At 60.8% G+C, this 18,027-nt stretch carries 19 protein-coding genes and 1 other RNA gene; 9 read left to right on the top strand and 11 right to left on the bottom strand.

Annotated features, from left to right (window positions below):
- The first annotated feature begins 137 nt into the window (after window positions 1-137).
- The 3 genes from P8X48_07700 (at window position 138) to P8X48_07690 (ending at window position 3,095) form a co-directional block, all read left to right on the top strand.
- Entirely contained in the window at window positions 138-1,016 is an 879-nt protein-coding gene (locus tag P8X48_07700; GenBank protein ID MEJ2107196.1) for an NAD(+) kinase, read from the top strand.
- 4 nt (window positions 1,017-1,020) lie between these two features.
- Window positions 1,021-2,268 (top strand): AAA family ATPase, encoded by a 1,248-nt coding sequence (locus tag P8X48_07695; protein MEJ2107195.1) that lies wholly within the window; start codon window positions 1,021-1,023, stop codon window positions 2,266-2,268.
- A gap of 314 nt (window positions 2,269-2,582) precedes the next feature.
- Window positions 2,583-3,095 (top strand): N-acetyltransferase, encoded by a 513-nt coding sequence (locus P8X48_07690; GenBank protein ID MEJ2107194.1) that lies wholly within the window; start codon window positions 2,583-2,585, stop codon window positions 3,093-3,095.
- Window positions 3,096-3,098: 3 nt separating this feature from the next.
- Here P8X48_07690 and fur read toward each other — a convergent pair whose 3' ends face one another.
- Window positions 3,099-3,533 (bottom strand): ferric iron uptake transcriptional regulator, encoded by a 435-nt coding sequence (fur, locus tag P8X48_07685; protein MEJ2107193.1) that lies wholly within the window; start codon window positions 3,531-3,533, stop codon window positions 3,099-3,101.
- Window positions 3,534-3,626: 93 nt separating this feature from the next.
- Between fur and P8X48_07680 the strand changes: the two genes are divergently transcribed.
- Window positions 3,627-3,974: an outer membrane protein assembly factor BamE gene (locus P8X48_07680; protein ID MEJ2107192.1), complete on the top strand. Its 348-nt coding sequence runs from the start codon at window positions 3,627-3,629 to the stop codon at window positions 3,972-3,974.
- On the opposite strand, the gene P8X48_07675 is transcribed toward P8X48_07680, so the two are convergent.
- From P8X48_07675 to P8X48_07665, 3 genes are read right to left on the bottom strand one after another with little or no spacing between them, the layout of a single operon-like run.
- The gene (locus P8X48_07675; GenBank protein ID MEJ2107191.1) at window positions 3,971-4,249 is read right to left on the bottom strand and encodes an RnfH family protein; all 279 of its coding nucleotides are present in this window, start codon (window positions 4,247-4,249) and stop codon (window positions 3,971-3,973) included. The genes P8X48_07680 and P8X48_07675 overlap by 4 nt on opposite strands.
- A gap of 4 nt (window positions 4,250-4,253) precedes the next feature.
- Window positions 4,254-4,691 carry a type II toxin-antitoxin system RatA family toxin gene (locus tag P8X48_07670; GenBank protein ID MEJ2107190.1) on the bottom strand — a complete coding sequence of 146 codons (438 nt, stop codon included), beginning with the start codon at window positions 4,689-4,691 and terminating at the stop codon, window positions 4,254-4,256.
- Window positions 4,688-6,130, bottom strand: a complete 1,443-nt coding sequence (locus P8X48_07665) for a sodium-dependent transporter (GenBank protein MEJ2107189.1) — start codon at window positions 6,128-6,130, stop codon at window positions 4,688-4,690. The genes P8X48_07670 and P8X48_07665 overlap by 4 nt, the downstream gene beginning before the upstream one ends.
- Window positions 6,131-6,267: 137 nt before the next feature.
- On the opposite strand from P8X48_07665, the gene smpB reads away from it, so the two are divergent.
- From smpB to P8X48_07650, 3 genes are all read left to right on the top strand, one after another.
- Window positions 6,268-6,741, top strand: a complete 474-nt coding sequence (gene smpB, locus P8X48_07660) for an SsrA-binding protein SmpB (GenBank protein ID MEJ2107188.1) — start codon at window positions 6,268-6,270, stop codon at window positions 6,739-6,741.
- A gap of 83 nt (window positions 6,742-6,824) precedes the next feature.
- Window positions 6,825-7,180: a transfer-messenger RNA gene (gene ssrA, locus P8X48_07655) on the top strand.
- 183 nt (window positions 7,181-7,363) lie between these two features.
- Window positions 7,364-7,846 carry an Hsp20/alpha crystallin family protein gene (locus tag P8X48_07650; protein ID MEJ2107187.1) on the top strand — a complete coding sequence of 161 codons (483 nt, stop codon included), beginning with the start codon at window positions 7,364-7,366 and terminating at the stop codon, window positions 7,844-7,846.
- A gap of 28 nt (window positions 7,847-7,874) precedes the next feature.
- Here P8X48_07650 and P8X48_07645 read toward each other — a convergent pair whose 3' ends face one another.
- From P8X48_07645 to P8X48_07625, 5 genes are read right to left on the bottom strand one after another with little or no spacing between them, the layout of a single operon-like run.
- Window positions 7,875-8,690 (bottom strand): kinase/pyrophosphorylase, encoded by an 816-nt coding sequence (locus P8X48_07645; GenBank protein MEJ2107186.1) that lies wholly within the window; start codon window positions 8,688-8,690, stop codon window positions 7,875-7,877.
- An 11-nt stretch (window positions 8,691-8,701) separates the two neighbouring features.
- Window positions 8,702-11,074 carry a phosphoenolpyruvate synthase gene (gene ppsA / locus P8X48_07640; protein ID MEJ2107185.1) on the bottom strand — a complete coding sequence of 791 codons (2,373 nt, stop codon included), beginning with the start codon at window positions 11,072-11,074 and terminating at the stop codon, window positions 8,702-8,704.
- Entirely contained in the window at window positions 11,071-11,760 is a 690-nt protein-coding gene (locus P8X48_07635; GenBank protein ID MEJ2107184.1) for an ABC transporter ATP-binding protein, read from the bottom strand. Before P8X48_07635 ends, ppsA begins: the two co-directional genes overlap by 4 nt.
- On the bottom strand, window positions 11,760-13,004 hold the full coding sequence (locus P8X48_07630) for an ABC transporter permease (protein MEJ2107183.1): 1,245 nt from the start codon (window positions 13,002-13,004) through the stop codon (window positions 11,760-11,762). The genes P8X48_07635 and P8X48_07630 overlap by 1 nt, the downstream gene beginning before the upstream one ends.
- A complete protein-coding gene (locus P8X48_07625) occupies window positions 13,004-13,801 on the bottom strand; it encodes an efflux RND transporter periplasmic adaptor subunit (protein MEJ2107182.1) in 798 nt (265 codons plus the stop codon). Before P8X48_07625 ends, P8X48_07630 begins: the two co-directional genes overlap by 1 nt.
- Before the next feature lie 210 nt (window positions 13,802-14,011).
- Here P8X48_07625 and P8X48_07620 point away from each other — a divergent pair, with 210 nt between their 5' ends.
- Window positions 14,012-15,460, top strand: a complete 1,449-nt coding sequence (locus P8X48_07620) for a TrkH family potassium uptake protein (protein ID MEJ2107181.1) — start codon at window positions 14,012-14,014, stop codon at window positions 15,458-15,460.
- 274 nt (window positions 15,461-15,734) lie between these two features.
- A complete protein-coding gene (locus P8X48_07615) occupies window positions 15,735-17,006 on the top strand; it encodes a DEAD/DEAH box helicase (protein ID MEJ2107180.1) in 1,272 nt (423 codons plus the stop codon).
- Between the two features lie 76 nt (window positions 17,007-17,082).
- Here the strand turns inward: P8X48_07615 and P8X48_07610 are convergent, their stop codons facing one another.
- Both P8X48_07610 and P8X48_07605 read right to left on the bottom strand, forming a co-directional pair.
- Window positions 17,083-17,370: a hypothetical protein gene (locus P8X48_07610; protein ID MEJ2107179.1), complete on the bottom strand. Its 288-nt coding sequence runs from the start codon at window positions 17,368-17,370 to the stop codon at window positions 17,083-17,085.
- An 18-nt stretch (window positions 17,371-17,388) separates the two neighbouring features.
- The coding region (locus P8X48_07605) for a GNAT family N-acetyltransferase (protein ID MEJ2107178.1) at window positions 17,389-18,027 on the bottom strand (639 nt) is incomplete at its 5' end.

The raw sequence follows: 18,027 nt of genomic DNA, 5'->3' as shown, positions 1-18,027 counted from the left end.
CAGAATGCTCTCGAATCAGACTTTGCCAATATAATATGATTGCTGACAGGCCCGCCTGCAAGCCGTTTCGGCCCGGGCAGTCGCATTGGGCGCCGGCAACGTGCATGCTAGCGAGTATTTCATGGAATTCATGGCTAATGGCTCGGAATATAAAAACAATCGGTTTGTTCGGAAAGTACGCCGACCACAGCGTGGGAACGGATATCATTCAGCTCGCCCATTGGCTGCAGGAACGGGGAATGTCGACCATCGTCGAGGCCTCCACGGCCGAACGACTGGACAAAAATGTGGGGCCGGCCAAAGCGCTGCCTGAAATCGGCAAACACATCGATCTGGCCATCGTCATCGGCGGCGACGGGACCCTGCTCAACGTGGCCCGCAGATTGGCAGAGGCCGAGGTACCGCTGGTGGGCGTGAACATGGGCCGGCTTGGCTTCCTGACTGACATCCCGGCAGAACATATGTTGCCGGAGATCGAAAAGATCCTCGGCGGTGAGTACGAGATTGAAGAGCGATTCATGCTCTATACCGAAATCATGCGCAACGGGCGCATCGTGCACACCGCCAATGCGCTGAATGATGTCATCATTGGCAAGGGCGAGTTGTCGCGTATGATCGAACTGGAGGTCTACCAGGACGGCGAGTTCGTGCACAGCATGCGCGGCGACGGCATCATCGTCGCCACACCCACCGGCTCCACCGCCTATGCACTGTCCGCCGGGGGACCGATCCTTTCGCCGGACCTGCCTGCCATGGTCCTGGTCCCGATCTGTCCGCACACTCTGAGTAACCGGCCCATCGTCGTGGGCAGCGACTGCGTAGTGGAACTGGTCGTGACCGGCGTCGTCGAGCAGCATACCGCCGCCACGTTCGACGGCCAGGAAATGTACCCGCTCGAGGCCAACGATCGCGTATACGTACGTCGCTCACCGCATCCGGTCCATTTGATCCACCCGAGCGGACGCAGCCACTACGAGGTATTGCGGGCCAAGCTGCGCTGGGGCGAGTTGTTCTGACCGTATGCTGAGTCATCTCTACATTCGCGACTTCACCATCATCCACACCCTGGAACTGGATCTGGATGCAGGCCTGACGGTGCTCACCGGAGAAACCGGCGCCGGCAAATCGGTACTCATCGACGCCCTTGCGCTGGTTCTCGGCCAGCGGGCGGACAACAGCGTGATCCGTCACGGATGCAAGCGCACCGAGATCTCCGCCGCGTTCGACCTGAAACCGGAACAGGATGCGGCGCGATGGCTGCAGGAACAGGACCTGTTCGCCGATGGTGAGTGCGTAGTACGCAGACTGATCGAGGCGGACCGTCCGACCAAGGGCTTCATCAATGGTCGCCCGGCATCGATGCAGATGCTTCGCGAGTTGGGTGACTTTCTCGTCGACATCCACGGGCAGCACGAGCACCAATCCCTGCTCAAGCGCGACAACCAGCGCCAGGTCCTGGACGACTACGCCGGGATCAGCGAGACCGTCGAGCGCGTCGGTGCACACTACCGCGAGTGGAACGCCCTGCGCGAACGCCTGCATACCCTCAAGGCGCAGGCCGAGGACCGCAGCGCACGCATCGAGTTGCTTCGCTACCAGGTCTCGGAACTGGAGGCGCTGGATCTGCAGCCCGGTGAGCTCGCGTCCATCGAGGAAGAGCACTCGCGCCTGGCCAACGGGGCGGAACTGCTGGAGGGCGTGCAGGCCATCGCCCATGAACTGTACGACAGCGATGAAGGTGCGATTTCCAACCGACTCGGGACTATGGTGCAGCGGCTGGAGGGCCTGGTGCAACATGACGGCCGCCTGGGCGAGGTACTGAACCTGCTCAACGAGGCAGCCATTCAGGTGGACGAGGCCGCATCCGCCCTGCACAACTACAGCGACCGCCTGGAACTGGACCCGGAGCGACTCTCCTGGCTGGACCAACGACTGGCAGCCATCTCCGATCTTGCGCGCAAGCACCGCGTGGACGCCGAGGAACTACCCGCGATCCTGGCGCGCCTGCAGACGGAACTGACGGATATCGAGGACTTCGACGTCAATCTGTCAAAACTGGAAGCCAGCATCGAAACCGAACGCCAGGCCTACGTTGCACTGGCCACGGAGCTTACGGTCACACGCACGTCGGCCAGGATCTGGGCATGCCGGGTGGCACGTTCGCCGTCACACTCACCGCCTTGCCCGACGGTGAGTTCAGCAGCACCGGCCAGGAGCGGATCGAATTCCAGGTCAGCGCCAATCCGGGCCAGCCCCTGCTGCCCCTGAGCAAGGTTGCCTCCGGAGGCGAACTGTCGCGCATCAGCCTCGCGCTGCAAGTGATCATCGCCGGTGTAGGCCGCGTGCCTACCCTGATCTTCGACGAGGTCGATGTCGGTATCGGCGGGCGCGTGGCGGAGATCGTCGGCCAGCAATTGCGTGACCTCGGTCGCTCGCGCCAGGTTCTGTGCATCACCCATCAGGCACAGGTGGCGGCCCAGGGCAATCAACACCTGCAGGTGGCCAAGGAAACTGCCGACGGTGAGACCATGACCCGACTCTACCCCCTGGGCGAGGCCGAGCGGGTACAGGAGATTGCACGCATGATTGAACTGGAAGTCGGAACGGATGCAGAAACGGATCCGTTTCATGGCCGGATTCCGATTATCCGCCCGGCAGCGATTACCGATGTGCCGCAGATTCACGATCTGCTGGACACCTACGCCAACATGGGAAACGTGCTGCCGCGCCCCTTCAGTGAACTGTATCGACACCTTCGCGATTTCTTTGTCATCGAACTGGACGGCGGCCTCGTCGCGTGTGGCGCGCTGGAAATCTTCACGGAAGACCTGGGCGAGATCCGCAGTCTGGTCGTGACAGAAGAGCACAAGCAACGCGGACTGGGCCGTCGGCTTGTAGCCCGCATCATCGACGAGGCGCGCCAGATCGGATTGCGCCGTGTGATGGCCCTGACCTACGTGCCGAATTTCTTCCATGCAATGGGTTTTCGCACCGTGGCAAAGGAAACCCTGCCGGAAAAAGTGTGGGGAATCTGCGTGAAGTGCTACAAGTTCAACAATTGCGACGAAACGGCGGTACTTCTGGACCTCTGGTAGGCGTCAACGCTTCTTGGAGCAAACGCCGTTTTCACGCATGCCGCGACACACTCCGTATATATAGAGTGCGTGATCGTCGATGACGAAATCAGCCTGTTCCGCCACCTGCTTCTGCCTCGCCTCGATCTCCGGATCGACGAATTCAAAGACCCGGCCGCATTCGAGACAAACCATATGATCATGGTGGGTTCCCGGGTCAAGTTCGAATACCGATCGACCGCCCTCGAAATTGTGCCGAATGACGAGGCCCGCTGCCTGAAACTGGGTAAGAACGCGATAGACCGTGGCAAGTCCGATCTCCTCGCCCGCATCCAGCAGTGCCTTGTTATCCTCGGCGGTCATGTGACGCGCCGTGGACTGCTCGAGGATTCCTAGGATCTTGAGGCGGGGAATCGTGGCCTTGAGCCCCGCGTTGCGCAAATCGGTGCTGTTCTTCATGGTCGATCCTCGATGCCGGCGGCGACACCTATTCGCGCGGGGGCGCTTGCGGTATAGTGCCGGCAGTGTAAATCACCCGGCCGGAATCCCCAAATGCGTCCCTCAATCGTCATCCTGGCGACGCTCGCCTTGTCCCAGACCGCCTGCTTCTCGCTCTACGTACCCGGGGTGCGCCAGGGCAACCTCGTTACCACCGAGACCATAAAGGAAGTCAAGATCGGCATGACCCGCAATCAGGTCCGCTTTGTGCTCGGGACTCCGCTGATCAGCGACCCTTTCCACAAGGATCGCTGGGACTACTACTATCGCTTCAAGGCGAACTCCGAAAAAGGGACGAGTATCCGCGAACACGTCATCATTCACTTCGAGGGAGACAAGGTGGCAAGGATCGAACAGACCGGGGTCCCGTCGGAAAAAACCGTGCTAACAGACAAGGGCTAACGCCTACCCCTGGTCCGCGCCCGGATACGCCGGGCTTCCTTGGGATCGATCATCAGCGGCCGATAGATCTCCACACGGTCGCCGGGCCGCAGTCGATCCTGCAACTCCCGCCGCTCGCTGAAGACGCCGACGCGACAGTGCTGCAAATCGATTTCCGGAAAGCGGGCGAGCACACCGGATGCGCGGATCGCCTGCTCCACCGTGGCATCGGGCGCGACTTCCAGCTCTTGCTGAAAGGTCTCCTCCTTGCCCCCGTACGCAACTTCCACCCGCACGACCTCAGCCCTCCCCGTATTTCTGGCGCGCGCGTTCGCAGAAACTGTCCACCAGCGTCCCGGCGATATCACGGAATACCCCTCCAATGGCCATACCGACCAGGGCATTGGAGAACTCGAATTCAAGATCCAGTGACACCCTGCAGGACCCCTCGTCCAGTGGCTGAAATTTCCAAAAGCCCTGGAGCTGCCGGAAGGGGCCTTCAACCAGATGCATTTCCATGGTCTTCTCCGCCTGCAGCCGATTGCGCGTAGTGAAACTCTTGCGGATCCCCTTGTATGCAATCTCGATGCTGGCAACGACTTCTTCGGCAGTGGACGAAGTCACACGCGCACCGCCACACCAGGGAAGGAACTGCGGATAGGACTCGATATCCGCGACCAGGGCGAACATTTCGCCAGCGCTGTGGGGAACAATGGCAGAACGACTGATTGTGGTCATCGATACAGGCGGAAGATAAAGAAGATCAGCGCGAACATGGCCAACGGAATCACGCTTCGATTCAAATACAGCCATGCACGGAAGGCGACCGGCCAACGCATATCCATCTCCTTGCGCACGGCAATCGTGTTCAGCCCCCAGCTGACAAAAAGTGCTGCCAACAATGCGCTGAGCGGGATCAGGATATTGGACGTAACCATTTGCACCATGTCGAAAATGCCCAGGCGCTTCTCAACCCCGAGAAGCCGGAACGAGAATGCCCAGTAGTTGAACGACAGTATGGCGATAACCCCCAGGAACCACCCCATTAGAGCCACCACCAGGGTGGCCCGAAAATGGGACAAACCGCTACGCGTGCGTAGCCAGCCGACCGCGGCATCGATCAGGGCGATCGCGGACAGCCAGGCTGCCAGGCCAATGGTTGCATAGACCATGGTGCCGACAATGGACCCACCCGCAAGCCGGGCAAGCGCGTACGGCAGGGCCTGAAACAGCAAGGTAGGTCCGGGCATCGCCTGTTGGCCCGTGGCCAGCAGGACCGACAGCACAAAAATGGACGCCAGCAGCGAAACCACCAGGATCAGAACCGAAATGGCGAAAGACGAAGCAGTGATCGACACCCCCGGCTTCAGATAGGATCCATAGGCCATGACTGCGCTGACCCCGATACCGGTACAGAACAGGGCTTCACTTGCCGCTACCAGTATGCTCTTGTAGTCGAACAACTCCGGACTGAATTGAAACAGGGTGGAAATTGCCTGCGTACCATCGCCGGCAATGCTGCCGTACACGGCGAGTATCACGATTGCACCCAGCAACAGGGGAACGCCGACCCGAATGGCCGGCTCGAGACCAAGGTTCACACCGCGACCCACCGCCGCGATCGTGCTTGCGACAAAGGCCGCGTGCCAGAAGAGTTGCTTCTCCGGATCGCTGGTAAAGGAAAAGAACATGCTCAGGGTGCCATCCAGAGTTTTTCCATCGAATGCGCCGACCGCCGCGCGCAAGGCATAGGCCCAGGTCCAGCTACCGATCACACAGAGGTAGAGGAACACCAGAAAGCCGGCAACCGGTACGATCCAGCCCAGCCACATCCACAGAGGATCCATGCCGTCCTGCGCCACGAGATAGCGCACCGCCGCCGTCGGCAGCTTTCCCGCGCGCCGGCCAATGACAATCTCGGCCATGAGCAATGGAACCGCGATGAAAAGCAAGGCGGCGGTGAACGCGAGCAGGAAAAGCGTCCCGCCGTTGTGCACCGCAAGATAGGGAAACTGCCAGAAACTGTTCAGACCAATAGCGGCTCCGGTCACGGCGAGTACGAAGACAGGGCCGCTGCTCCAGGTTCCGTGCACCACATCCGTCGCGCGGCGATTGGTGGGCTTCGGTGTCCTGGAGGCTCTGGCAGTCTTTGGCGCCGTGGTTTTCTTCTTTGCCATCGGTACGTGGTAGGAGTAATCCTTTTCAATAGAATGATACACCATAGGCCGGCACGCCCCGACCTGCGTCGTGCGGGCGTTGTGAAGCCAGGCCCGGTATGTTTGAATCCGCCCCTTATCCGGGAGCACATCTGACCGTGGCGAGCAAAGAAAAGACTCCCTCGGCAACCATTGCCGAGAACCGCAAAGCGCGGCACGACTACTTCATCGAGGAGCATTTCGAGGCCGGGATCGCCCTGGAAGGCTGGGAGGTCAAGAGTCTGCGCGCCGGTCGTGCCCAGCTCAAGGAGAGCTACGTCATCGTGCGCAACGGCGAGGTCTACCTGCTGGGCGCCCACATCTCGCCCCTGGCTTCCGCCTCGACTCACATACAGGCAGACCCGACCCGTACGCGCAAACTGCTCCTGCACCGCGAGGAAATCAGCAAGCTGATCGGCGCCGTGGAGCGCAAGGGCTATACCCTGGTTCCGCTACGCCTGTACTGGAAATTTGGGCGGGCCAAGCTGGACGTGGGTCTGGCCAAGGGCAAGCAAAAGGCTGACAAACGGGCCACCATCAAGGAACGGGAACGGGCGCGGGAAGCGGAACGTGCCCTGAAACACGGGCGCTAGGGGCGCAATCCTTGTTCCGTCCCCGGTCAGACCCTATATTAGGGAACGTTGGGTGCCGGGAACGGTCTCAACAGTCCGAATCGGGGGGCGACACGGCTTCGACGTGGGTCGCGAAACCTTCGGGGCATGCCGAGGTGCAGATTTCCTCGTTAATCCAGCTGCAAACTGATAGTTGCCAACGACGACAACTACGCTCTGGCGGCCTAAAACCCGCTAGACCTCCTTCCGGGCTTGCCTGTGGGCTTGGGTCTTGGGGGTCATCGAACGCAGGACCGCGTCACTCCGTGCCTGTTGGGGTGGCGTTAAATCCAAGCAGGCTCAGCCTTCTGCTTTCCCTGTCTGTCTGGAAACAGCGGGTGAATTCATAGACAGACTATGCATGTAGAACCGGATGGCAGAGGGCTTGCGGACGCGGGTTCGATTCCCGCCGCCTCCACCAAGCAAATGAAACGGTCGCCCCTGTGGCGGCCGTTTTGTTTTTCCAGGATTTAACGTACCCAGCCGGATTGATGCACGTCAATGCCCGTACCGTGTGTCGGACGTATTTTTCCTGTGCCCAACCATTTGCACCGGACCGCGTGACGCGAAGTCCGCTGGCTGTGCACCGGAAAGGAGGTACAAGATGGCAGAACAAGGCAAGAAGGAAGTACAGACGACACCCGCGCGTACCGTGACGCCGTTCGACGAGATGGACCGGATGATGAACCGGTTCTTCCGCCGCGGCTGGATGCGCCCCTGGCGTTTCGAGTGGCCGAGCTTCCCCGAGATGGAGCTGCCGGATGTGAAAGTGCCGAGCATCGATGTCGTCGACCGCGAGAACGACGTCGTGGTCAAGGCCGAGGTTCCCGGCGTGGACAAGAAGGATCTCGACATCTCCGTCGGCGAAGACAGCGTCACCATCAAGGGCGAAACGCGCAAGGAGACCAAGGAAGAAAAGGGCGACTACTATCGGCGTGAGATTTCCAGCGGTTCGTTCAGTCGCACGGTCGCATTGCCGGCAACCGTCGACGGTGCAAAGGCCAAGGCGAATTTCCAGGATGGGATGCTGGAGCTGACCATTCCCAAGGTCGAGAAGGCAAAGCGCCACAGCATCAAGGTCGACTAGCCTTCGGTTGCGGGGCACCTGTTCATTTTCATTCGCGCCAGTTGCGGCGCAGGCCGACCCGCGCCACCACCGCGGTCGCGATCTCCTCGATCGACATACCCGCGGTATTGAGGCTCGGTATGTTCGCGCGGCGGAACAGGGCTTCCGCCTCGCGTACCTCGTGCTGACATTGCGCCAGCGACGAGTACGTTCCGCCCGGTCGGCGCTGCTGTCGAATGCGCTGCAGGCGATCCGCGTCCGTCGTCAGTCCAAACAGATGCGACTTCACCCCGTGCAGCGCCTCCGGCACACCTTCAATGCCAAAGTCCTCTTCCGTCAAGGGATAGTTGGCCGCCTTGATGCCAAACTGCATCGCCAGATACAGCGATGTCGGCGTCTTTCCGGTACGGGAAACACCAACAAGGATTACGTCGGCGCGGTCGTAGTCGCGGGTAACGGTGCCGTCATCGTGACCCATGGCGTAGTCAATGGCCTCCAGCCGCGCCTGGTAACCCTGGTCATTGCCCACCCCATGAAGAAGTCCCACCGCCGAGCTGGCCGTCACACCCAGCGCCCGCTCCAATGTGGGCAGAAAGCTGTCAAACACATCGACGCAGATCCCGGCGCTGCGGTGGACCCGCTCGCGCAGGGCGGGATCGACGAGGGTACAAAAAACCAGGGGGGTTTCGCCATCGCGCGCTGCCGCATCAATGTCCTCAACCACCCTGTCTACCTCCGCTTCGCTGGTTACGAAGGAATGGTTCTCACGACGGATCTCGATACCGGGAAACTGGCTCAACAGGCTGTGGGCCAGGGTGTCCACCGTAATGCCGGTATGGTCCGAGACGAGAAACGCGGTACGCATGTGCAGCCTGGCTACTTCCTGTGTTCGTTGAGATACAGCCAGGTCTCCACCACGGTGTCGGGGTTGAGGGAAATACTTTCGATACCCTCTTCCATCAGCCACTCGGCCAGTTCCGGGTAATCCGAGGGCGCCTGGCCGCAGATGCCGGCGTACTTGCCCAGGCGGCGGCACTCGGAGATGGCCATGTGCAGGAATGTCTTGACCGCATCGTTGCGCTCGTCAAACTCTTCCGCCACCAGTTCGGAATCGCGATCAAGACCCAGGGTCAGTTGGGTGAGATCATTGGAGCCGATGGAAAAGCCGTCGAAGTACTGAAGGAACTGCTCCGCCAATACCGCATTCGACGGGATCTCGCACATCATGATCACCCGCAGACTGTTCTCGCCGCGCTTCAGGCCATTCTCCTCCAGCAACTCCACGACGCGACGGCCCTCGTCCACGGTGCGCACGAACGGAATCATTACCTCGACATTGGTCAGTCCCATCTGGTCGCGCACGATCTTCATGGCACGGCATTCCAGTTCAAAGCAGGGCCTGAAGACCTCGGAAACGTAGCGCGAGGCGCCACGGAAGCCGATCATGGGGTTTTCTTCCGCCGGCTCATAGCGGTCGCCGCCGAGAAGATTGGCGTATTCGTTCGACTTGAAGTCGGACAGGCGCACGATCACCGGTTTGGGACTGAATGCCGCGCCCAGGGTAGCGATGCCCTCCGCCAGCTTGTTTACGTAGAACGATACCGGATCGGTATAGCCGGCAATTTTCGCGTCGATTTGCTGTTTCAGTTCGGCGGGCAGCGTTTCATGTTCCAGCACCGCACGTGGATGGATCCCGATGGTCGTATTGATTACGAATTCCAGCCGCGCCAAGCCGACGCCGGCATTGGGCAGCGCCGCGAACTGGAAGGCCCGTTCCGGATTTCCCACGTTCATCATGATCTTCACCGGCAGCTCCGGCATCTTGTCGGTCTCGGTCCGACGAACCTTATAGTCCAGCTTGCCTCGATACACATAACCGGTATCGCCCTGGGCACAGGAAACGGTGACCTCGGTTCCGTCACCGATCCGCGTCGTGGCGTCACCACAGCCCACCACGGCGGGAATTCCCAGCTCGCGCGCGACGATGGCGGCGTGACAGGTGCGGCCGCCACGGTTGGTGACGATGGCGGAGGCACGTTTCATCACCGGCTCCCAGTCGGGGTCGGTCATGTCCGCCACCAGCACGTCGCCTTCGCCGATCCGCGACATCTGCGACACGTCGGCCACCACCTTCGCGGTCCCGGCGCCGATGCGCTCGCCGATGGCGCGCCCTTCGATGATGGTGTCGCCCTTCTCCTTCAGCAGGTAGTCTTCGACCACGTTTAAGCTGGCACGACTCTTCACGGTTTCCGGCCGCGCCTGCACGATGAAAAGCCGGCCGCTGATCCCGTCCCGTGCCCATTCGATGTCCATGGGCCGGCCATAGTGTTGTTCGATGATCACCGCCTGGCGTGCCAGCGACTCGACTTCGTCATCGTTGAGACTCAGCTTCGACTGCTCTTCCGGAGGCACATCCACAGTCTTCGTCGTCTTGCCAGGCACGTCGCCGCCGGCGTAAATCATCTTGATGGTACGCGTACCGAGGCTGCGCCGCAGGATGGACGGACGGCCAGCGGCCAACGCCGGCTTGTAGACGTAGAACTCGTCCGGGTTCACCGCTCCCTGGACCACCATCTCACCCAGCCCGAAGGCCGCGTTGATGAGCACCACGTCGCGAAATCCGGATTCGGTATCGAGCGTGAACATCACCCCGCTGGATCCGACATCGCTTCGCACCATGAGCTGCACGCCAGCCGACAGCGCCACCTTGCTGTGGTCGAACTGCTGGTGTACGCGATAGGAAATCGCGCGGTCGTTGTACAGGGAAGCAAACACTCCACGGATCGCGGCGAGCAGCTGTTTCTCGCCCCGGATATTGAGAAACGTCTCCTGTTGTCCGGCGAAGGACGCTTGGGGAAGATCCTCGGCAGTGGCGGACGAGCGTACCGCCACGGCTATATCGCCGGGATATCGATTTTGCAGTTCCGCGTACGCGCCCAGCACCGCCTGTTCCAGTACCTCCGGCAGGGGTTGTTGCTCGATCCAGCCGCGGATGTCGCCACCGGCGGCGGCCAGGGCCTGCACATCTTCCACGTCCAGGTCGTTCAGCCGTTCGGCGATGCGCTGATCCAGACCCTGGTGGGCGAGAAACTCGCGATAGGCTGATGCGGTGGTCGCAAAGCCACCGGGCACCTGTACGCCCTTGGGTGCAAGGGAGGCAATCATTTCGCCCAGGGACGCATTCTTGCCACCGACGATGGCGACATCTTTCATACCCAGTTTTTCGAACCAGATTACGTGTTCGCTCATACTGACTCCGTCGTTTCCAGATCACGCTTCTCAACAATACGCCCGTCGGCAAGAAAGATCTCGCGACTGGCCATGGCGGCATAATCCGGTTCGTGGGTCACCATGACGATGGTCGTTCCCAGATCACGGTTAACGCTCAGGAGCAGGTCCATGACGATGCGACCGTTTTTCGAATCCAGATTTCCCGTAGGCTCATCGGCAAAGAGGTAGCGTGGTTTCATGATCAGGGCCCGGGCGATGGCCACACGTTGCTGCTCGCCGCCGGATAGCTGGGACGGCAGCTTGTCGACCTTGCCGGGGATATCGAATTGTTCGAACAGCGCCAGCGCCTCTTTCTCCTTCGCCTTGTGCTGACCCGTATTCCGCGCCGGCAACAATACGTTTTCCAGTGCCGTCAGTTCGGCAAGCAGATAGTGAAACTGGAATACGAACCCTACATTGAGATTGCGGAACTCGTGCAGTTCGTCCACGGACATGGTCGATGGATCCCGGTCGTCAATGCGCAAGGTCCCGCTGGTCGGTTCGTCCAGGGTGCTCAGAAGGTACAGCAGGGTACTCTTGCCGGAACCGGAACGGCCGGTGATGGATACAAACTCGCGGTCGGCAATATTCATGTCGATTTCGTGCAATATTCGAACCGGCGGTTCGCCGAACTCCTTGACCAGTTTTTCGCAGCGGATTCCCATCACACCTCCGAGCGGATGATTTCCAACGGTGTGAGCTTGCTGGCGGCCCGCGCCGGAAGAAAGCTGGCAAGGATCGCCGAAACAGTCGCCAGCAGGAATCCAACGATGTAGATGGACGGTGCGTAGGATACGAGCAGGTGGTTTCCGGCACCCATCTCGAAGCCGAGCTTGATGCTGGCGATATAGCGACTCGCCAGTAGACCTGTCACCAGGCCGATGGCGGCGCCGGACAGGCCGAGCAGAATGCCCTGGGTCAGAAACAGTTCCAGGATCCGGCGCGGCGGGTAGCCGATGGACCGGAGAATCGCAATTTCACGCTGTTTCTGACTGATCATGATGCTGAGGACGTTGTAGATCCCGAATCCCGCGACGATGAGGATGGCCATGGTGATGGTATTACGGGTGATGTCCTGAATTGTGAAGATCTGCAGAAAATTCGCATTGGATTCATCCCAGCTTTCCACGTTTTCGCGCGCATACAGCTTCCAGCGGTCCGCGAGGGTGCGCGCCATGTTCAGGTCCACCAGGCGAACGTCGATCTCGCTGATCCGCCCGGGCGTGTGATTGAGTTGCTGCACATCGTTGAGGGCGGCAAACATGAGCGTCTCATCAATCTCCTTTACGCCCAGATGCAGGGTACCCACGATCTTGAACGGACGCGGTTCACCTGCGCCGGCGGAGACCTGGATGATGTCCCCGATTCGGACGCCCAGCCGGTCCAGTACCCGGTCACCGACAATCAGCTTGTTGCCTCCACCGGACAGATCGCGCAGGGATCCATGGACCATGTACTTCTCGAGCTGATTCACGCGCGACTGCTTCTCCGGCTCGATTCCGGTTAGTGTTGCGGGATACTTGCTGCTGCGGCGGCTGACGATGACACTGACGTGCAGCGAAGGAGCATAGGCGATGACATTGGGATCGTCGCGCAGGCGCTCGAACCATCCCTCGGGATACTCGATGTGGGCCTCCTCGCGTTTGCCCGATGGCGGGACGATCCAGTGCACGGCCTCATCCTCGGGAAAAAAGCGCTCGGTCATCTCGTCGCGATCAATGATGCGATCGCGCGCGGAGATCTTGATTTGTGGTGCATTGTCCAGCAGCCGGCTCATGATGTACTCACGCATACCGAGCTGGATCCCGGAAATCACCACATACATCATGGTCCCGAGACTGATGCCCAGCAGGATCAGAATGGTCTGCCGCTTGCGGGAGAACAGGTGGCGCAGGGCAAGGAACAGCATCAGCCCTTCTTTGTTGCTTCGCGCTTGACGATCACCTGGTCTGTGGTGCGCAGGTCACCCTTGACCACCTCGGCCCAGTTGCCGTCGATGTTGCCGATCTTCAACTTCACCGTCTTGCGCTTGCCGTCCCGCCGGATACGTACGCGCCCGTCGACGATGGCCGACACCGGGACCAGCAAGGCATTGTCCTTGCGTCCCGTCTCGATGGCCACGTCGGCGGTCATGCCCGGGAGAACATTTGGTGCCAGCGGAACGTCGATATGGGCGAGGAATTCGTCGTTCCGGGAAAAGATCGCCGCCACCTTGCCCGCAAGCTGTTCCCCGCGCAGGCTCTCGAACACCACATGTACCGGCTGCCCGGGCCGCACCCTCAGGGCACCCTCCTGTTCCAGCGAAACCTCGACATAGCGGGTGGAGAGATCCTCCAGTCGAAGCACGGTCTGCTGGGGGAACACCGACTGTTCCTCGCGGAACGCGATCAGGGTAACCGTACCATCGAAGGGTGCGCGAAACAGAAGACCCCCGTCAAAACCCACGAGCGGCGCTCCCTTCTTCACCGTGTCGCCCTCCTGCACGTACAGGCGCTTGACGGTCTTGACCACTCCCAGCTTCACTTCATACACACGCTCGGTCTTTACCTTGCCGAGCCCGTAGATGGCCTCCACGATGGGACCGTAGTGGGGGTTTACGTAGTCGACGTCGTTGCGCTGAATGAAATAGCCTGTCGCCGTCAGGGCTACGACAAGGATTACGGCAAAGGCCCACAACCACTTATTCTTAAATACGTGCGCGTTCATACCTGTGCCTTGAATTCCTGAATATCAGCCGGCCCCGCCATCCTGGCGCCGCAACCGGCCCGGCCGGGGGCACCGCATCATTATATATGGGAGCAAGATAACAACGAATTGACCCAGCGCAGTTTCCCGGGGGGCCGGACCCCGGTTACAATGCCGCCGCATATTCCGGTTTCGGTGCAGATCGGGGCTTCGAACACAAACGACAGAAAAATGCTAAGAATCCCTCCCGTTGCCCGCACACTGGGCCTGCTGCTTATTCTCTTCAGCAGCACCTTCCTGCCTCCGATGCTGGTGTCGCTGTACTACAACGACGGCGAGATTTTTCATTTCTTCTACAGCATGGTGGTCACGGCGGCGCTCGGCACGCTGTTGTGGTTTCCCGCGCGCAAGAATCACGCACCTCTGCGATCGGTCGATGGTTTCGTGATCGTCTCCTTCTTCTGGATCGGGCTGGGAATGCTCGGCGCCCTGCCACTTGTGTTCGGTCCCCATCTCAGCTTCGTGGATGCCGCCTTCGAGGCGATTTCCGGCTTCACTACCACCGGGGCTACCGTGATCACCGGTCTGGACCAGTTGCCCCACTCCATTCTGTACTACCGCTCGCAGCTGCAGTGGCTCGGCGGCGCCGGCGTCATGGTGTTGGCGGTTGCCATCCTTCCCCTGCTCGGGATTGGCGGCATGCAGCTCTTCCGCGCCGAGACGCCGGGCCCATTCAAGGATGAGAAGCTCACCCCGCGCATCATCCACACCGCCCGTGCGCTGTGGCTGATCTACGCCGGGCTGACCGCCGCCTGCGCCCTGGCCTTTCATCTCGCCGGAATGAGCGTGTTCGACGCCGTCTGCCACAGTTTCTCCGCCCTTTCCACCGGAGGCTTCTCTACACACGATGCCAGCTTCGGCTGGTTCCACAGTCCGGTGATCGAGGTGATCGGCACCGTCTTCATGCTGCTTGGTGCCATGAACTTTGCCGTCCATTTCATTGCGTGGCGTCATCGCAGCGTCCTGCAGTACTTCCGCGACTCCGAGGTGCGCACCTTTCTCGGCGTCGTCGTCATCATCATGGCCGGCGTCACCCTGGCGCTGTGGGGCACAGGTCAATATCCGACGCTGTTGCAATCACTGCGCTACACCAGCTTCGAGATCGCCTCCATCATCACCAGTACCGGATTTGGTATCGCCAACTTCACGGTCTGGCCGCTGGGCCTGCCAATCTTTCTGATGCTGATCAGCTTCATCGGCGGTTGCGCCGGATCCACCGCCGGGGGCATGAAGGTGATCCGTCTCATGCTGGTGACGAAACAGAGCTCGCGGGAACTGACCCGACTGGTGCACCCGCGCATGGTGCGCCCGATCAAGGTCGGCGGTCGCGTCATCAACGAACGCGCCCTCGATTCGATTTGGGGCTTTTTTGCGGTCTACATCCTGACCTTTCTTGGCCTGATGTTGCTTCTGCTTACCACCGGCACCGACCCTGTAACGGCCTTCTCCGCGATTGCTGCCTGCATAAACAACCTTGGTCCGGGCCTTGGCAAGGTCGCGACTGACTTCCAGAGCCTCACAAGCTTCGGCAAGATTATCGCCTCGGCCGCCATGCTTCTCGGCCGCCTGGAAATCTTCACCATTCTGGTCCTGCTCAGCCCCGCGTTCTGGCGCCGCTAGCCGGGGATATCGCCCCCCGGAACTATGGGCAATCCCGGCGCAGCGAGCCGAAATCACTAGGGAATCCCGTCCGCTTGTGGTACCGTGCGCGCACAGTTTGTCGCGGCGCGTTCCCGAACGCGCCCGGAGTACCCCCCAGAAACGCCTCGCGAATCCAGGCCGGTATTCACAAACCGGTCGCGGTCTGTTTCCTGCCAGGGCCAAGCCTCGATACCACTAACCCTCCGGGCCATCTGGCGCCGGTGTGCCTTGGCAGTTGAACAGGAGTTTACGAATGTCTTTTGATTCTCTTGGCCTTTCGGCCGACCTGCTGCGCGCGATCGCAAGACAGGGCTATGACAAGCCGACGGTAGTGCAGGCCCGGGCGATCCCGGCGATTCTCGCGGGTAACGACCTCATGGCCGGCGCCCAGACGGGTACCGGCAAGACCGCCGCCTTCACCCTGCCCATGCTGCAGAACCTCATGAACGGTACCACAGGAAAGCGTCGCCGCATCCGCGCCTTGGTCCTGACGCCCACGCGCGAACTGGCAGCCCAGGTGGGCGACAGCGTGCGCACCTATGGCAAGTATCTTCCGCTGCGCTCGACGCAGGTTTTCGGCGGCGTCGGTATCGTGCCCCAGATGAAGGCCCTGCGTAACGGCGTGGACGTGCTGGTGGCCACCCCTGGCCGTTTGCTGGATCACGTGGAACGCGGCACCGTCGACCTCTCGCAAGTACAGATCCTGGTGCTGGATGAGGCGGACCGCATGCTGGATATGGGTTTCATGCCCGCCATCGAGCGGGTGCTGCGCGAGATACCGAAACAGCGCCAGACCTTGCTCTTTTCCGCCACCTTCTCCGAGACCATCAAGAAGCTGGCGAACCGGCTGCTTCGCAGTCCGAAGCTGATCGAGGCAGCTACGCCCAATGCTACCGCCGAGGCGGTGACACAGCTGGCCTACTACGTCGACAGCAACCGCAAGCGCGAACTGCTGAGCCACCTTATCGACACTCAGGACTGGCGCCAGGTACTGGTATTCACTCGCACCAAGCACGGCGCCGACCGGCTGGCGAAACAGCTGGAGAGGGACGGCATTGAGGCCACCTCCATCCACGGCGACAAGAGCCAGGGCCAGCGCACACGCGCCCTGGCAAGCTTCAAACGGCGCGCGGTGCGCGCACTGGTGGCCACTGATGTCGCCGCCCGCGGACTGGACATCACTCAGTTGCCCCATGTGGTGAACTACGACCTGCCCAACAATGCCGAGGACTATGTGCACCGCATCGGTCGCACCGGACGCGGCGGCGAGAGCGGCGCGGCCATTTCCCTGGTATGCGCGGACGAAGGCGAACAACTCGCCTCCATCCACCGCCTCCTCAAGCGCGAGATTCCGAACCAGGTGGTGCAGGGCTTCGAGCCGCAACGGAAAGTGGCCGCCGTACGTCCGGGGGCGAAGACCCCGTCCCGGCGACGCCGTTCCGGCGGGCGGCCAACAGCCGGTGCTCCGTCGCGCTCCGGAAAACCGCGCAACAGACAAGGTGGTCGCGCCAGCGCCGGCCGCTAGCCGGACTTGCGAGCAGCAGAACGAGAAACGGCGGGCAATGCCCGCCGTTTCTCGTTACACAAGCGCATTATGATCGTCAGAGCATGCGTTCGCCGTTCCAGAATACGGAGTGTACGTCTCCCACCAGATCGATTTCCGGTTCCGGCAGGCCGGCGGATGCCATGGCACCGCGCATTTGCTCGCTGCTGGCGAAAGATTCAAAAACTTCTCTCGTTGGACAGGCGTCGTATATCACCAGGCCCTGGTCCCCACGGGCGCAGATATGCAAATGCAGGCCTTCATGGGGAATGGTGGCAATGAGACGGTCATAGGCCGCGCCAAGTTCTTCCCCATTACCTTCAAATCGATAAATTCCTAGAAACATTTTTCTCTCCTTCCCCGCTTACACAGGAGCAGCAAGATTGAGACGGGAATAGGCCTTGGTGAATCCACAGGCGTACATATTTCGCAGCGAAGGGTTGGGCTCGTCCCCGATGGCCTCACCGGTTTCGGTGACGATTCTGGTGCAACCGGCATGGATGGCCAGCTCAATGCGCAGGTTCATGAGTGCACGATGGGCATGAAGACGCCGCGCCTCGGGCGCCACCGCCCCGGCACCAAGCCATCCATACTCACCCCGTATATGGAGCAGACCGCCACCGACTAGCTGGCCCTCCCGGAAGGCGGCCACCGCGCGCCAGTTGCGCCGCAGGGCCATTGCGGCGAACCATGGCGCCCACTCAACGGGCATGCCGAAGGCAGCACAGATCACCTCGGCCAGTGCCGTTTCCTCGCCCTCCAACAGGACCCGAACTTCGCATCCCGTTTCCACGGGTACAGTTGCCTCGGCACCGCGGACCATCTTGACCCAGGCCTTTCGTTCCGGAGGGGCAAAACCTCGCGCCGCTAGCTGCGCCAGCGTCTGCTCGCTGTTACTGCCCGGCGATATCTGGATCCACCAGTCCTTTACTCCCAGGGAACGGTAACACTCAGCAATGGCATCCAACTCCTCTTCGGTTGCCAGGCGCTCGTTACCGATACC

Source organism: Acidiferrobacteraceae bacterium, assembly GCA_037388825.1.
GTDB lineage: Bacteria > Pseudomonadota > Gammaproteobacteria > Acidiferrobacterales > JAJDNE01 > JARRJV01.
The sequence above is the reverse complement of the archived record's forward strand: the minus strand, read 5'-3'. Positions and strand labels throughout refer to the sequence as shown.

Excerpts from the sequence above, each read along its gene's own strand:
- P8X48_07700 (MEJ2107196.1), top strand. The coding sequence starts at position 138 with ATGGCTCGGAATATAAAAACAATCGGTTTGTTCGGAAAGTACGCCGAC.
- P8X48_07695 (MEJ2107195.1), top strand. The coding sequence starts at position 1,021 with ATGCTGAGTCATCTCTACATTCGCGACTTCACCATCATCCACACCCTG.
- P8X48_07690 (MEJ2107194.1), top strand. The coding sequence starts at position 2,583 with ATGATTGAACTGGAAGTCGGAACGGATGCAGAAACGGATCCGTTTCAT.
- fur (MEJ2107193.1), bottom strand. The coding sequence starts at position 3,533 with ATGAAGAACAGCACCGATTTGCGCAACGCGGGGCTCAAGGCCACGATT.
- P8X48_07680 (MEJ2107192.1), top strand. The coding sequence starts at position 3,627 with ATGCGTCCCTCAATCGTCATCCTGGCGACGCTCGCCTTGTCCCAGACC.
- P8X48_07670 (MEJ2107190.1), bottom strand. The coding sequence starts at position 4,691 with ATGACCACAATCAGTCGTTCTGCCATTGTTCCCCACAGCGCTGGCGAA.
- P8X48_07665 (MEJ2107189.1), bottom strand. The coding sequence starts at position 6,130 with ATGGCAAAGAAGAAAACCACGGCGCCAAAGACTGCCAGAGCCTCCAGG.
- P8X48_07650 (MEJ2107187.1), top strand. The coding sequence starts at position 7,364 with ATGGCAGAACAAGGCAAGAAGGAAGTACAGACGACACCCGCGCGTACC.
- P8X48_07645 (MEJ2107186.1), bottom strand. The coding sequence starts at position 8,690 with ATGCGTACCGCGTTTCTCGTCTCGGACCATACCGGCATTACGGTGGAC.
- ppsA (MEJ2107185.1), bottom strand. The coding sequence starts at position 11,074 with ATGAGCGAACACGTAATCTGGTTCGAAAAACTGGGTATGAAAGATGTC.
- P8X48_07635 (MEJ2107184.1), bottom strand. The coding sequence starts at position 11,760 with ATGGGAATCCGCTGCGAAAAACTGGTCAAGGAGTTCGGCGAACCGCCG.
- P8X48_07630 (MEJ2107183.1), bottom strand. The coding sequence starts at position 13,004 with ATGCTGTTCCTTGCCCTGCGCCACCTGTTCTCCCGCAAGCGGCAGACC.
- P8X48_07625 (MEJ2107182.1), bottom strand. The coding sequence starts at position 13,801 with ATGAACGCGCACGTATTTAAGAATAAGTGGTTGTGGGCCTTTGCCGTA.
- P8X48_07620 (MEJ2107181.1), top strand. The coding sequence starts at position 14,012 with ATGCTAAGAATCCCTCCCGTTGCCCGCACACTGGGCCTGCTGCTTATT.
- P8X48_07615 (MEJ2107180.1), top strand. The coding sequence starts at position 15,735 with ATGTCTTTTGATTCTCTTGGCCTTTCGGCCGACCTGCTGCGCGCGATC.
- P8X48_07610 (MEJ2107179.1), bottom strand. The coding sequence starts at position 17,370 with ATGTTTCTAGGAATTTATCGATTTGAAGGTAATGGGGAAGAACTTGGC.